Source organism: Micromonospora costi (assembly GCF_003626655.1).
GTDB classification, from domain to species: domain Bacteria; phylum Actinomycetota; class Actinomycetes; order Mycobacteriales; family Micromonosporaceae; genus Micromonospora; species Micromonospora costi.
In genome coordinates, this window is record NZ_RBAN01000002.1 from 320,567 (window position 1) to 335,243 (window position 14,677).

A 14,677-nucleotide genomic window follows, 5' to 3' on the forward strand; every position below is an offset into this window, starting at 1 on the left:
AGCGAGCGGTCCGGTGCCGCGCGCGGGTGGCCCGCTGCCGTCGTCCGCCGGTTACGTTGGGACCGACGTGAGGAGGTGACGGTGACCGGCACACCGCAGCAGGAGCCGCCCGCTGGCCGGCCGGAGTCGCTCGCCGATCTGCTGGGCGGCCGGCGGGGCGCGGTCGACGCGACCCTGCCGCCGGTGGCGTTCGCCGTCGGGTGGCTGCTCGGCGGGGAGTCGCTGTGGGCCGGTGTGGCCGCGGCCGTCGTGACGGGCGCCGCGGTGGCGCTCTGGCGGCTGCGTCGCGGCGACCGGCCCCGCTCGGTGCTCGTCGGGCTGTTGGCGGTCTGCGTGGCGGCACTGATCGCGCTACGCACCGGCCGGGCCGCCGACTTCTTCCTGCTCCAGCTGCTCTCGAACGCGGCGAGCGCGCTGGCCTGGGCGGTGAGCATCGTCCTGCGGTGGCCGCTGCTGGGGGTGGTGGTCGGCGTCGCGCTGGGCCAGCGCGGCCGGTGGCGCCGGGATCCCGCGCTGCTGCGGGCGTACGGGCGGGGCAGCTGGGTGTGGACGGCGACGTACGTGCTGCGGGTGGCGGTGTTCGTGCCGCTCTACCTCGGCGGGCAGGTGGTCGCGTTGGTCGTCGCCCGCGTCGCGCTGACCTGGCCGCTGGTGGCCGCGGCGCTCGCCGTGAGCTGGGTGGTGGTGCGCCGGTCGCTGCCGGCCGGGCATCCCGGGTTGCGGCACCCGGTCATCCCGGCGGCGCAGGACGGCCCGACCGATGTGGCGGGTCGGCCGACGACGAGGGCGTGATCCACACCGGATCGCCGAGGCGGCGGAACCAGGCGCCGGGTAGAGAAAAGGAGAGGCCGCCACGGGGGGAGCGGCCTCTCCGGTGACGTACGTTACTCCGTCGCCGTCCGGCGCGTGATCCCGTGGCGGCCACTTTTTTCCGTCGTTTTCGCGCCCGGCGTCGATCCGGGTGGTGGGGTGGGCCGACCGATCCGCTGCGCCGGCCGGATGGCCGGCCCACCCCGGCCTGGCCGTGGGGTGCCAGGCCGTCAACCGGGCGTCAGCCGTTCGGGAACAGCGTCCCGTAGTCGGCGTACGCCATGGCGACGTCGGCCTGCGCCCAGAACCGGTGGTAGCGGAACTCGGGCTCCGGTCCGCCGTCGAGGTACGCCTTGACCTTCGGCCAGTCCGGGTCGTTCTTGTAGAAGGAGCGGATGTCCACGAAGCTCTTGCCCGCGGCGATGGCGTCGCCGTTGGGCATGGTGCCCGTCCAGCCCGGCGGGACGTAGAGACCCTGCCCGGTGGACGCGTCGTAGACGTCGTCGAAGCGCCGGTAGTCGCCCCGCTTCTCGACGGTGGAGACGCCCTTCGTGTCGGTCGCCGCGTACAGGGCGTCGAGCAGGCCCTTGGCGGTGGTCTTCGCCGCGGCGTTGCCGGACTTCGCCGCGTACGCGATCAGGGTCCGGGCGTAGGCGGCGGCGACGCCGACGTCCTGGCCGGTGCTGGTGACCTCGACGTGCAGGCCGGTGTTCGGCTGCGGGTTGGTCGGGTTCCAGGTGGCCGGCTGGCCGGTCCAGCGCAGGTCCGACGGGATCGACCAGGTGGCGCCCACCGTGGTGTTGGCGATGGCCCAGGGCACCCACTTGTCGAGCAGCGCCTTGGCCTTCGCGTTGCCGGTCTGCAGGTACAGCTCGGCGATCCGCTGCATCGACCAGGCCTGCATCCCGAACCACTGGTTGGACGGCGGGTCGTTGTAGACCGGGTCGACGTCGTAGTACATGCCGTAGAAGGTGGACGTGCCGGCCGGCGGCTGGCCGTAGTGGCCACCCCAGCTGTTGGTGGCGCCGCCCGCGATGCCGCCCTCGGCGGACTGCAACCAGGTGTAGAACTCCAGCTGCCGTTCGAGGCTCGTGGTCCAGTCGGCGACCGCGGTCGGCGAGGCCGGCTTCAGCTCGGGGGTGTTGGTCAGCGCCCAGGCCGCGAACGGGTTCTGGTAGCCGAAGTGGTTGTGGCTGGAGCCGATCCGCCAGGACCAGTTCTGGCCGGGGTCGTAGGCGCCACCCCAGGCGTAGTACCAGGAGAGCAGGTAGTGCGCGGAGTCCTTCCCGGTGCCGGCCGGGCAGGTGCTGGCCCCGACGCAGTTGCCGATCTTCTTGAAGTACTTGTCGAACATCGCGTACCGCAGGTAGTCGCCCATCTTGGCGGCCTTGGCCACGGTGGCCGCGACGTCGGCCTGACGGCCCTGCGCCTTGGCCCAGGTCAGCGCCCAGTACGCGGCCTGCACGGCCCGGGCGTCGGCGTCCGGGGCGTTGGTGTACTTCCACTGGCGGGCCGGCGCGTTGGACTCGGAGATGAACAGGTCGAGGTAGCCGTACCGGCCGCCGTGGGCAAAGGTGTCGCAGGACGGTTGGGGCACGGTCTCCCAGACCGACTCCTGCGTGCCGCGCTGGAAGGTGTTGATGTACGCCGGGCGGGTGGTGCCGTCGCCGCAGCGGCCGAAGCCGTAGGTGTTGTCCACGTCGAGCAGCCAGTGCATGCCGTAGATGTCACCGGTGCCGTAGGTGGACTGGAGTTCGCCGCGCAGCGGGTCCTGCCCGACCGGCACGGACGCCTCCAGCGCCGAGGGGTACTGGCTGGGCAGGTCGTGCTCGGCGGCGTACTGGGGTGTGCCCGCCGCACCGGCGGTGGGCTGGTCCGCGTGGGTCGGGATGATGTACTTCTCCATGATCGTCCAGGCGTTGTTGAACGGCGCCCAGTTCTCGGTCACCCGCCCGTACTGGGCCTCCAGCCAGAGCCAGAAGCTGAACGCCTCGGACGTGGTCTCGTGCCCGTGGTCGGGCGCCTCGACGATCAGCGTCTCCACGGAGTGGTACGGCACGCCCTCGGGGCTGAAGTACCCCGAGTTCTTGATCTTTCCGTACTGGTCGAGGAACCGCTTCACGTAGGTGTTGTCGCCGCCGGGGCTGTCGTTGTCGACCTCGGTCGCGGTGATCGCCAGCGGGGCGTACCCGGCGGCGGAGGCGGTGATCGTGGCGGTGCCGCCGGCGGTGTCGGCGTCCTCGGCGGCGGCGACGGTCACGGCGACACCCGTGTCCCAGTTGGTCGGGGTCAGCGTGACGGAGGTCGGCGAGACGGTGATGTCGCTGTCGCCGGTCCGCGTGAGCGTCACCGGCACCGGAGCGGTGGGGGCCGCGCTGAGCCTGAGGGTGAGCGGTGCGGTGCCGCCCTCGGTGACGTTCACCGCGGAGGGGCTGGCGACCAGCGTCGGGCCGGTGGCCGGGGTGACCGTGAAGGAGCGCTCGGCGGTGGCCGTGAGGTTGGCGTTGTCGTACGCCCTGGCCTGCACGGTGTAGGAGCCGGCCGGCAGGTCTTCGAGGGTGTAGGCGTACGGGGCGGTCGTGTCGGTGTTGACCAGCAGGCCGTTGCGGTAGAACTCGACCTTGGCGATGCTGCCGTCGGGGTCGCTGGCGGTGGCGGTGAGCGGCACGTCCGCGGGCGCCTCGAACGGCCCGGCCGGCACGGTCAGCGCGACCGTCGGGGGTTGCTGGGCCACGCCGCCACAGGTGACGCCGTTGACCGAGAACGAGGTCGGTTTGGCGTTGCTGCCGGTGTACGAGCCGTTGAAGCCGATGGTCGTGCTCGCCCCGGTGCCGAGGTTGCCGTTCCATGCCTCGTTGGTGGCGGTGACCTGGTTGCCGGTCTGGCTCCACCGCGCCGACCAGCCCTGGGTGACGCGCTGGTCGCCGGGGAAGGCGAACCGCAGCGTCCACCCGGTGACCGGGTCACCGAGGTTGCGGATGGTCACGTTGGCGGTGAAGCCGGTGTTCCAGTCGTTGGTCGCGTAGACCACGTCGCACGCGGGCGCGGCCTGGGCGGCGCTCGCGGGCACGGTGGCCCCGGCGACGGCCAGCGCCGTGGCGACGGTCAGCGCCAGCCGGCGGCGTAGTGCCAGTCTTCTCATCTGGGGGTGTCTCCTCGGGCAGGCCGGGGGTCGGCCCCCGGCGGGGCACCGCGCCGCGGGGATGCTGGCGTGCGGATCTCACGGCGCCCTGGGAAGGTGGTCGGTCGCCCCGTGCCCGGCCGGGGTGGCGGGGTGTGGCCCGCGCGGGACGCCTCGTCCCGCCGGCTGCGGCGGATGGCCGGTCCGGACCTGCCGGACGCCCTTCGGCGGCCCCGCGCTTCCCGCTCCTGTCGCGTTGGATCGACAGTCTGTCATGGAAGCGCTCCCACAACAAGTGGGGCATGCGCCTGTTTCGATCTCGTTCCGGGTCTTTTGCAAACCCGTGACGGGGGTTACAGTCGCATCGTCGGTGGGAGCGCTTCCATCGACAGCGGTGCAACAAGGAGATCGCCGAAACCGTCCCAGTGACGGGCTCGGACACCAACCGAGGGCCGACGGCGGGCCAGCCCGGACACCGCCGTCAGCCGTCGTCCCGCCAACCGGAGGGAGGTGGATCCGCAAGCCACTCGCGTGGCCCGGCTCCCGCGCGACACGCACGGCAGGACGCCAATTCCGCCCGTGCGTGTGCAGCAACGGTGGGGACGGGGGTTGCCCTCCCCCGTCCCCACACTAAACCTCCGTACACGATGGGAAAAGAGGCCGACGGGACAGGCGGACGCCGCCCGACCGGCCTCGCTCGCTGTCCGGACCCGCGCGCCGCACCCCTCCCGACCCTGGGTCGTCGAGGCAGCGCCCTTCGCGCCCCGAATCCGTCGACGGAAACGAAGTCGATCGTCTGCCGTATGCTGGGAGCGCTCCCGACCCCCCGGGCCGGTAGCCCGTAGCCACGAGGAGAACCGATGTCGATGCCCACCCCGCAGCGCCCTCCGCTGCGCTTCCCACCCGGCTTCGGCTGGGGCGCGGCCACCTCGGCCTACCAGATCGAAGGGGCGGCCAAGGAGGACGGCCGGGGCGAGTCGGTCTGGGACACCTTCAGCCGGACCCCGGGACGCACCCGCAACGGCGACACCGGCGACGTGGCCACCGACCACTACCACCGCTACAACGAGGACCTCGACCTCATGCGCGACCTCGGGTTGCGCAGCTACCGCTTCTCCATCGCCTGGCCGCGCATCCAGGCCGACGGCACCGGCGCGCCCAACCAGCGCGGCCTCGACTTCTACCGCCGCCTCATCGACGGCCTGCACGAGCGGGGCATCGCCCCCATGGCCACCCTGTTCCACTGGGACCTGCCCCAGGCGCTGCAGGACGCCGGCGGGTGGGAATCGCGCGACACGGCCCACCGGTTCGCCGACTACGCCGACATCGTCTTCCGCGCCCTGGGCGACCGGGTCCCGGTCTGGCTCACCATCAACGAGCCCAAGACGGTGGTGCAGAACGGCTACCTCTCCGGGCACCACGCACCCGGCCGGCAGGACCCCGACGCCGCCTACCTGGTCGCCCACCACCTGCACCTCGCCCACGGGCTCGCCGTACGGGCGCTGCGGGCCACCGGCGGCCCCGGGCGGATCGGCCCGGCGTTCAACCTGCACCCCTGCTACCCGGCCGACGACTCCCCGGAGGCCGCGGCGGCCACCCGCCTCTACGACGGCTACGAGAACCGCCTCTACCTCGACCCCGTCTTCACGGGCCACTACCCGCAGGACGTGCTCGCCGACCTCGGCCCGGACAGCCGCCTGGCGCGCGGCATCGCCGACGGGGACCTGGAGGTCATCTCCTCCCCCGTCGACCTGCTCGCCGTGCAGTACTACACCCCGATCTACGTGACCGCCGGCGGCGGCACGGTGGGGCGCTGGCCGACCTCGCAGGCGCCCTGGCAGCAGATCTACCCCGAGGGCATGTACGACGTCCTGACCCGCGTCACCCGCGACTACGGGCCGGTGCCGATCACCGTCACCGAGAACGGTCTGCCCACGCCCGACACCCTCGGCGCCGACGGCAGCGTGGACGACCCCGGCCGGATCGCGTTCCTGCGCGACCACCTGGCCGCCGCGCACCGCGCGCTCACCGCGGGGGTGCCGCTGGAGAGCTTCCACGCGTGGTCGCTGCTCGACAACTTCGAGTGGGACGAGGGCTACGACCAGCGCTGGGGCCTCGTGTACGTGGACTACGCCACCCAGCGCCGGATTCCCAAGACCAGCGCCCACTGGTACCGCCGGGTCATCGCCGACAACGCCCTGTGACCCGGGCGGCCGGGTACCCGCCCGGCCGCCCGGCGGGAGCGCCGTCCGCGCCCGCCGCATCGCCGCCCGGGCCCGGCGCATCGCCGCCCGGGCGCGCCCGCGGCATCGCCGCCCGGGCCGCTCAGCGCGGAAGCGCCTGCTGCAACTCGGCGCGCAACGCCGGGGTGAGCATCTCCCCCGCCTGCTTGGCCAGCCGGGCCATCTCGTAGCCCACCACACCGATGTCGGCGTCCGACGCGGCCAGGGTGGCCAGGATCGACCCGTCGCGCACCTGCATGACCAGGAAGTAGCCGCGCCCCATCTCGACCACGGTCTGCTTCACCACGTCACCGTCGAACATCTGCGCGGCACCGGACGTGATGCTCATCAGACCGGACGTCACGGCCGCCAGCTTGTCCGCGTGGTCGCGGGGCAGGTGGTCGGAGACCGCCACCAGCAGCCCGTCCGAGGAGACCACCGCGGCGTGCGCCACGCCGGGCACCCGCTCGGCGAACCCGCTGACCAGCCAGCTCAGGTCCCGCGCCTCCTGACTCAACATCGTCACTGTCGTCGTCCTCCTTCGCTGTGCCAGCCGGCCGGCGGCACGGGTAGCTCGGCGGTGTCCTCGGCCTCGGCCCGCCGTACGCCGCTGTAAAGACGGGAGAGCATGCCGCCAACCGCCTCCGGGTCCGGCTCGTACGCGCCCGGCGAGGGCGCCGAGCGGGTCACCGCGGCGAGTTGGGCCATCGGCACCCGCAAGGGCAGCCCGCGCGCGTTCGTGCCGCCGGTCACCGGGGCGGCCGGCGGTGTGACCGGGCCCCGCGGGGCCGGCACCGAGGGCCCCTGCCGCGACCACCAGCCCCCACCGGTCACCGGGCCGGCGACCGGAGCGAGCACGTCCTCGGCGCGGACCGGCACCGACCGCGCCTGCCGGGGCACGAGGACCGGGGGCCGGCCACCGGCGACCGGCTGGTCCGCCGGCGTGGCCGCCGCGATCCCCGCGGTGAGCATCCGCGCCGGCACCGGCGGCTCCAGCGGCTCGGCCGGGGCCGGCGCGAGCAACGTGCCCGGAAGGTGCAGCACCGCCACCAACCCGTCGCGGCCACCGTCGAGCCGCACCCGGACGCCGAGGCGCGCGGCCAGGTGGCTCACCACGAACAGACCCATCCGCTCGACGGTCGCCACGTCGGCGGCCGGCGGCGTGGCGAGGACGGCATTCGCCTGGGCCAACGCGGTCGGGCTCATGCCCAGCCCCTGGTCGGCGATCTCCACCACCGCGTCCGCCCCGTCGGCGCGGGTGCTCACCGACACCACGGTGTCGGGCCGGGAGAAGGCCGTGGCGTTCTCCAGCAGCTCGGCGAGCAGGTGCACCAGCTCGCCCACGGCGTGCCCCACGACGTGCAGGTCGGTCACCGAGTCGTGGCGGACCCGCCGGTACTGCTCGATCTCGGCGGCGGCGGCGAGCAGCACCGTGCCCAACGCGACGGGACGCTGCCACCGTCGGGTGGACTCGGTGCCGGCGAGCACGAGCAGGCTCTCGTCGTTGCGCCGCATGCGCGCGGCCAGGTGGTCCAGCTTGAACAGGTTCTCCAGCTGGTCGGGGTCGTTCTCCTCGCGTTCCAGCTCGTCCAGCAGCTCCAGCTGCCGCTCCACCAGCACCTGGCTGCGGCGGGCGAGGTTCACGAACATGGCGTTGACGTTGCGACGCATGAGCGCCTGCTCCACGGCCACGCTGACCGCGCTGCGGTGCACGGCCACGAACGCCTCGGCGAGCTCACCGATCTCGTCGAGCGAGCGGACCACCGCCGGTGCGACCTCCATCGGGGGCACCCCACCCGTGACAGTACGCAGCCGGTCCAGGGCGTCGGGCAGCTCCACCTGCGCGATGCGCAGCGCCTGGCCCCGCAGCAACCGGATCGACCGGGCGACCGACCGTCCCACGAGGACGGAGATGAGCACGGCGACCAGCAGCACCGCGACGATCCCGCCGGCCACCAACAGCGTGGCGCGCAGCTGGTCGGACGCCGCCCCGTCGGCCTGCCGGATCCCGTCGCCCAGCACCCCCGCCTCGGTCTGCCGCAGCAGCTCCTGCCGCTGCTCGCTGGCGTCCCACCACCCGGCCGCCGGCAGCACCGCGGGAGCCGACCCGTTGGCGGGCAGGCTCTGCTCCTCCAGCCGGGCGGCGGCCACGAACGCCGGATCCGCCGACATCCGGTCGTACCGGCGGATCTCCTCGTCGGAGGCGGTCGCCCGGAACGCGCCGAGCGCGGCGAGCTGCTGGGCCCGCAGGTCGGCGAGGGCCACCTGGTCCTCCGGGCCGTAACTGCCGGCGCGGGCGGCCGCGTAGAGCTGGCCCCGGATGCGGGAGGCCAGCTCCTTGACCCGGGCCATCTGCACGTAGCGCAGGACGGCGTCGCTGAGCGCCGGACGGTCCTGACCCGGGGTGGGCTCGGCCAGCAGGTTGAGCAGGGCGTCGACCGCGCGGTGGTAGTTGCTGAGGATGGTGTCGCTGCTCAGCACGGCCGGCGGCACCGTGGGTCTGATGTAGATGATCCGGTCGTACGCCTCCAGCACCTCGGCGTACGCGACCCGCCAGGACACGTCCGCGTCGGCCAGCGGCCGGGCCGCCCGGCGCAGGTCCGCCACGGCCGCGTCGGTGGCGTCCTGCAACGGCTCCAACGCCCGGATCGCGGCGTCCCGCTCGGCGGCGCCCGCCGAGCGGCGCAGCGCGGCCAGTTCGCCGGCCGAGCGGTCGCGCTCCTGCTGGATGCGGTCCACCGCCGCAGTGATCTCCCGGCCGATGCCGACCTGCTCGGCGAAGCCGCTCAGGACGGTGGTCTGCCCGACCAGCACACGGGTCTGCACGCCGGCCAGGACCAGGAAGGCGACCGACGGGACGACCAGCACCGTGGCCAGCTTGGTCCGCATGCGCCAGTCGCGCAGCCGCAGCGGCGAACGCCGGCGGTGCGGTACCACCCGGACATCGAAGCGGCGCCGGCGATGGCTGGAGACGGCGCTGCGTGCCGTGTCCGCACCCACGCCCACGCTGCCTCCTGTAAACCCCTCGCGTCCACCGCGCCGGGGAGCGGAGTCCATCCAACCAGGCACGCGAGCCGTGTCAACGGCCCGAGGGCCGCGGGGGGTCAGGAAGGATACTGAGGGTGCGGCTTACCTGTCGTGGTCGGTGAGACCAGCTCATCCGTCCGGCCGATGTCGGCCAACTCGACGGCCGCCTCGAACCGTCCAAGCGCGACCAGCGCCGCACCCGTTGCGCCGATCTCGGGGTTGCGCTGGTGCGACACCTCCCGGGGCGCCAGTGCCGTGGCGAACGCCTGCCGCCACCACACCGACGCGGCCACGGCTCCCCCACCCAGCACCACGGCCACCTGCCGGTCGACGGTGGACTCCAGCACATCCAGATCCTCGGCGACCATCTCGCACAGGCCCTGCATCAGCCCGGCCAGGATGTCCACCGCGGTGGTGCCGAAGCTCAGACCGCCCAGCCGCCCGGAGCCGGCTGGGGCCAGACCGGGTGGGCGGTCACCGCCGAAGCGGGGGTCCGCGGGACGGCCCCCACCGGCGGGTACGAGCGCCAGCGCCGCGTCCAGCTCGGCGCCGATCGGCAGCCGGAGTTCCCGGTTGGCCCAGGCGAACAGGTTGCCCCCGGAGGAGTACGCGGCGCCGGTCACCACGTGCTCGTGGTCGACCCGGTAGCGCCAGAGCCGCTCGGGCAGGCGGGGCAGCTCCTGACCGGCGGGTACCCGCTGCATCAGCCGTACGGCGGCGGAGGTGCCGACGGTCACCGCGGCCCGGGTCGGGTCGACGCACCCCGAGCCCACGTTCGACGCGCCGCCGTCGCCCACCGGCGCGGACCAGGGGACGCCCGCCAGCCCGGGCCAGCGCTTGGCGTGCACCGCCCGCAGCCGCCCGTGCCACCGCAGCGGGGCGAGGGCCGGCAGGTCCTCGGCGCGGACGCCCGCCAGCGCGAGCGCCTCCTCGTCCCAGGCGAGCGTCCGCAGGTCCAGCAGGCCGGTCCCGGACGCTTGCGAGATCGACATCGGCGCCTCGTCGAGAAGCTCGCCCAGCACGTACTCGACCAGACCGATGAACCGGGCCACCGGAGAACCGGTGCGCTCGCGCAGCCAGGGCAGCCGTACCGACCAGTAGCCGCGGTGCCACCAGGTGCCGGTGCGCTGGTGGTAGGCGTCCGCGTCGGCGGGCCCGACGGCCGACGCCGGCGGCACCGGCCGGGTGTCCAGCCAGGTGATCGCCGGACCGAGCGGCTCACCGGAGGCCGACAGCGGCAGCACCGAGTGCCACTGGCCGGACATCGCGACCAGACTCACGTCACGCAGGTGCCCGGCCTCGGCGAGTTCGTCCAGGCACTCCACCAGGCAGGCCAGGTACGCCGGCCCGTCCAGCGTGCCGGTGCCGTCGTCGCCGATGGCCAGGCTCACCTTGCGCCGCGCCAGGGCACCCGGCACCGGCTGGGTGTCCTCGTCCAGCACCAGCCCCCGCACCGAGGAGGTGCCCAGGTCCATCGCGAGAATGTTCATCGCCGGTCAAGTTACCCGCTGCGCGTGCGGACCGAGCGTTCCTCGGCCGGCGGCCTGTGTCGTACGGCTTCCGCCGGCGCCTACGGCCGCGTAGGGTGGGCGCATGCTCGCGCACCTGACCTGCTGGTGGCCCGCCGACCCGGCGGCCACCCTCCGCGCGTAGCTTCCCACGCGGCCGCCTCGTCGAGGCGGTCGCCGGTTCTCCCGGCCCCGGGCCGCCCCACCGGCGGCACCCGGCCCCAGGAGAACCCGATGACCCACCTGCACGACCTGCTCACCGCCGCCTCGGCCGGCGCCGACCCCGGCCCGTTCGCGCTGGTCCGCCGCGCCGACGCGGACGAGCTGGAGCTCTTCACCGGCCCGGTCCGCACGGTCGACCGGCTCGCCGACGTCCCGCTGCCCGACGGCGTCGGGCCGCGGACGCTCGCCGTGGTGCCCTACCGGCAGATCACCGAGCGCGGCTTCGCCTGCGTCGACGACGGCGTACCGCTGGAGTGCCTGCTGGTGACCGGGCACGAGCGGATCGGCCTCGCCGAGGCCCTGGCCGCGCTGCCGGACGCGCCGGTACGCACCGCCGGCGCGGGGTTCGACATCTCCGACGAGGAGTACGCGGAGACGGTGGCGCGGGTGCTCGCCGAGGAGATCGGCCACGGCGAGGGCGCCAACTTCGTCATCCACCGGGCGCTGACCGCCACCGTGCAGGGCCCGCCCGTGCTGGCCGCGCTCGCCGCGCTGCGCCGGCTCCTGCTGCGGGAGCGGGGGGCGTACTGGACCTTCGTGGTGCACACGGGCACCCGGGTGCTGGTCGGCGCCAGCCCCGAACGGCACGTCAGCGTGGACGACGGCCTGGTCATGATGAACCCGATCAGCGGCACGTTCCGGCACCCCGGCGCGGCGGCGGACCGCGCCGCGTTGCTGCGCTTCCTCGCCGACCCGAAGGAGGTCGAGGAGCTGTACATGGTGCTCGACGAGGAGCTGAAGATGATGGCGACCGTAGCCGAGCACGGCGGGCAGGTGGTCGGCCCGTACCTGAAGGAGATGTCCCACCTGGCGCACACCGAGTACCTGTTGGCCGGGCGGGGCTCGCGGGACGTCCGGGAGGTCCTGCGGGAGACGATGTTCGCGCCCACGGTGACCGGCAGCCCGATGGAGAACGCCTGCCGGGTGATCGCCCGGCACGAGCGCGCCGGCCGGCGCTACTACGCGGGCGTGCTGGCCCTGTTGGGTCACGACGAGGCCGGCCGGCAGACCCTGGACGCGCCGATCCTGATCCGCACCGCGGAGATCTCCCCCGCCGGCGCGCTGCGGGTGCCGGTCGGCGCCACCCTCGTCCGGCACTCCACCCCGGCCGGCGAGGTCGCCGAGACCCACGCCAAGGCCGCCGGCGTGCTCGCCGCGCTCGGCCTCGGCCCGCAGGCCTCCGGCGCCGGCCCGGAGCCGGCGCCCCGCCTGGCCGACGACCCGGAGGTACGCGCCGCGCTCGCCGCCCGCAACACGCCGCTGGCCCGGTTCTGGCTGGACCAGCGGGCACCGGACGCACCCGGGCTGCCGGGCCTGGCCGGACGCACCGCGCTGATCGTCGACGGTGAGGACACCTTCACCGGCATGCTGGCCCACCAGCTACGGGCACTCGGCCTCGCCGTGACGGTGCGGCCGTGGCACGCCCCCGGCCCGCTCGACGGGCACGACCTGGTGGTGGTCGGCCCCGGCCCGGGCGACCCGGGCAGCGCGACCGACCCGAAGATGGCGGCGCTGCGCGGGCTGCTCACCGGGCTGCTGGCCGCCGGCCGCCCGACCCTCGCGGTCTGCCTCGGCCACCAGCTGCTGGCCGGGCTGCTCGGCCTGTCGCTGCACCGCCGTGACGCGCCCTACCAGGGGCTCCAGCAGGACGTGGACCTCTTCGGCGTACGCCGCCGGGTGGGCTTCTACGCCACGTTCACGGCCCGGTGCCAGACCGACGAGCTGGCGTCCGCGTACGGCCCGGTGGAGCTGGCCCGCGACCCGGCCGACGGCGCGGTGCACGCGCTGCGCGGACCGGGATTCGCCGGGGTGCAGTTCCACCCGGAGTCGGTGCTCAGCCGCGACGGCGTGGCCGTCCTGGCCGACCTGCTGCCGCGGCTGCTGACGCCCGGCGGCGGGCGGGAGCCGGTCCGGTCGGCCGGCGCCGGGCACCCGGCGGGGCGCGAGTAGGGCCGGGTCAGGGAGACCGGTGGTCGGACGGCGCTCACCCGCCGTCCGGCCGCCGGCCTCAGCCGGCCAGCCCCTTCTTCACCGCGGTGCCGATCTCCAGCGCGCGGCGGGCGGTCAGCGCGGTGGCGGTCAGCGCGATGTCGTCCGGTGCGACCTCCCCGTTGTTGCTCGTGTGCGAGGCGCCGTACGGGTTTCCCGCGATGAACTGGCTGGTGTCGGTGTAGCCGGGCGTGACCACGATTCCGCCCCAGTGGTAGAAGATGTTGAACAGCGACAGCAGTGTCGCCTCCTGTCCGCCGTGACGGGTCCCGGTCGTACAGAACGCGGAGAAGACCTTGTTGACGAGGCCGCCCTGCGACCAGAGCGGCCCGGTGGTGTCGATGAACTGCTTGAGCTGGGCGGCCATCACGCCGTACCGGGTCGGCGTCCCGAAGATGACCACGTCGGCCCAGGACAGGTCGTCGAGCTGCGCCTCGGGAACGTCCTGCGTCTCCAGGCGGTGCGCCTCCCAGCCGGAGTTCGAGCGGATCGCCTCGTCCGGCGCCAGCTCGCGCACTTTGCGCAGGCGTACGTCACCGCCCGCGTCACCGGCGGCCTCGCAGGCGGCCTGCGCCATCTGGTAGGTGGTACCCGTGGCGCTGTAGTAGATCACCGCCACCTTGGTCCGGTCAGCCATCGCAGAGTCCCCTTCCGCATCCGAATCAGCTCCGGCGACTACCCGACGCATGCCACGACAAACGCCCCGGCCGGTCACCCCGGTGACGGGCGGCACGGGCCGGACGGCGATGCTGGGGCCATGCTGATCCGACCCGCCACCGCCGCTGACTGGCCGGGGATCTGGCCGTTCCTGCGGGAGATCGTCGCCGCCGGCGAGACGTACACCTGGCCGCGGGACGTCGACGAGGAGACCGCCCGCGCGCTCTGGCTCGTGCCGCCGCCCGGCCGTACGGTCGTGGCCGTCGCGCCGGACGGCACGGTGCTCGGTTCGGCGAAGCTGACGCCCAACCAGCTCGGCCCAGGCGGGCACGTCGCCAACGCCAGCTTCATGGTGGCGCCGGCGGCCGGAGGCCGTGGCGTCGGGCGGGCGCTCGGCGCGCACGTGCTCGACCTGGCCCGGGCCGACGGCTACCGGGCCATGCAGTTCAACGCGGTGGTGGCGACGAACACCCGGGCCGTGGCGCTCTGGCGCTCACTCGGCTTCGAGGTGGTCGGCCGTGTCCCCGACGGCTTCCACCATCCCGTTCACGGCTACGTCGACCTGCTGGTGATGTACCGCCGGCTCTGACCGAGGGACATGGTGGTCGCGCCCGCCGGAGCCCGGCGTGACGCGACCACGGGTGCGGCGGGCGCGTGGGGCCGCCGTGCGGCGACTCCACCCGCCCGTCGCCGCCCAGGTCAGCTGGCCCGGTTGCGCAGGTCGTCCACCTGCTCCTGCAGCCGGTTCGCGGCGCCCTCGTTGTTGAGGAACGTGGCGACGCCCGCGATGAAGACCAGCCCGAGTATCAGCGCGATGATGCTGAGTGTCAGACCACCGATGGTCACGCCCCGCCCGGTCACGTTCGGCCGGCGGGCCATCCGAAGTCCGAAGATCCCGACGATGATGCCGATGATGCCCAGGATGATCCCGGCCCAGGCGAGAATGGCCGTCAGGGTGCACACCAGGGCGGCAACCCCGAATACCAGGGAAAAGGTCGCGGCGGCGCTGGTCTTGGCCGGAGTGCCCCGGTCCGCTCGGGACCGGGCCGGCGCGCCGCCCCGCATCGGTTCGCTGGACGCAGTCATGACTCTCCCTTCCGCACGCGCGACGCGCGCACCTG

The 14,677-nt window shown here is 73.9% G+C and carries 10 protein-coding genes; 4 read left to right on the forward strand and 6 right to left on the reverse strand.

All coding sequences use genetic code 11. The features are described from left to right. Positions 1–81 precede the first annotated feature (81 nt). Positions 82–792, forward strand: coding sequence for a DUF3159 domain-containing protein (locus D7193_RS12275; RefSeq protein ID WP_241562959.1), 711 nt, complete (start codon positions 82–84; stop codon positions 790–792). Positions 793–1,051: 259 nt separating this feature from the next. Here the strand turns inward: D7193_RS12275 and D7193_RS12280 are convergent, their stop codons facing one another. After that, entirely contained in the window at positions 1,052–3,943 is a 2,892-nt protein-coding gene (locus D7193_RS12280) for a glycoside hydrolase family 48 protein (protein WP_174242629.1), read from the reverse strand. Positions 3,944–4,791: 848 nt separating this feature from the next. Here D7193_RS12280 and D7193_RS12285 point away from each other — a divergent pair. Next, a complete protein-coding gene (locus tag D7193_RS12285; RefSeq protein ID WP_120779616.1) occupies positions 4,792–6,135 on the forward strand; it encodes a GH1 family beta-glucosidase in 1,344 nt (447 codons plus the stop codon). A 121-nt stretch (positions 6,136–6,256) separates the two neighbouring features. On the opposite strand, the gene D7193_RS12290 is transcribed toward D7193_RS12285, so the two are convergent. From D7193_RS12290 to D7193_RS12300, 3 genes are all read right to left on the reverse strand, one after another. Beyond that, on the reverse strand, positions 6,257–6,679 hold the full coding sequence (locus tag D7193_RS12290; protein ID WP_120779617.1) for a roadblock/LC7 domain-containing protein: 423 nt from the start codon (positions 6,677–6,679) through the stop codon (positions 6,257–6,259). Continuing rightward, entirely contained in the window at positions 6,676–9,159 is a 2,484-nt protein-coding gene (locus tag D7193_RS12295; RefSeq protein ID WP_241562960.1) for a sensor histidine kinase, read from the reverse strand. The genes D7193_RS12290 and D7193_RS12295 overlap by 4 nt, the downstream gene beginning before the upstream one ends. Positions 9,160–9,257: 98 nt before the next feature. Continuing rightward, on the reverse strand, positions 9,258–10,670 hold the full coding sequence (locus tag D7193_RS12300; RefSeq protein WP_120779619.1) for a gluconokinase: 1,413 nt from the start codon (positions 10,668–10,670) through the stop codon (positions 9,258–9,260). 252 nt (positions 10,671–10,922) lie between these two features. On the opposite strand from D7193_RS12300, the gene D7193_RS12305 reads away from it, so the two are divergent. Continuing rightward, on the forward strand, positions 10,923–12,860 hold the full coding sequence (locus D7193_RS12305; protein WP_120779620.1) for a chorismate-binding protein: 1,938 nt from the start codon (positions 10,923–10,925) through the stop codon (positions 12,858–12,860). A 58-nt stretch (positions 12,861–12,918) separates the two neighbouring features. Here D7193_RS12305 and wrbA read toward each other — a convergent pair whose 3' ends face one another. Beyond that, complete coding sequence (gene wrbA / locus D7193_RS12310; protein WP_120779621.1) at positions 12,919–13,536, reverse strand: NAD(P)H:quinone oxidoreductase; 618 nt, start codon at positions 13,534–13,536, stop codon at positions 12,919–12,921. Positions 13,537–13,656: 120 nt separating this feature from the next. On the opposite strand from wrbA, the gene D7193_RS12315 reads away from it, so the two are divergent. Further along, positions 13,657–14,145 carry a GNAT family N-acetyltransferase gene (locus D7193_RS12315; protein ID WP_120779622.1) on the forward strand — a complete coding sequence of 163 codons (489 nt, stop codon included), beginning with the start codon at positions 13,657–13,659 and terminating at the stop codon, positions 14,143–14,145. Between the two features lie 110 nt (positions 14,146–14,255). Here the strand turns inward: D7193_RS12315 and D7193_RS12320 are convergent, their stop codons facing one another. Continuing rightward, on the reverse strand, positions 14,256–14,642 hold the full coding sequence (locus tag D7193_RS12320; protein WP_120779623.1) for a hypothetical protein: 387 nt from the start codon (positions 14,640–14,642) through the stop codon (positions 14,256–14,258). Between the last annotated feature and the right edge of the window lie 35 nt (positions 14,643–14,677).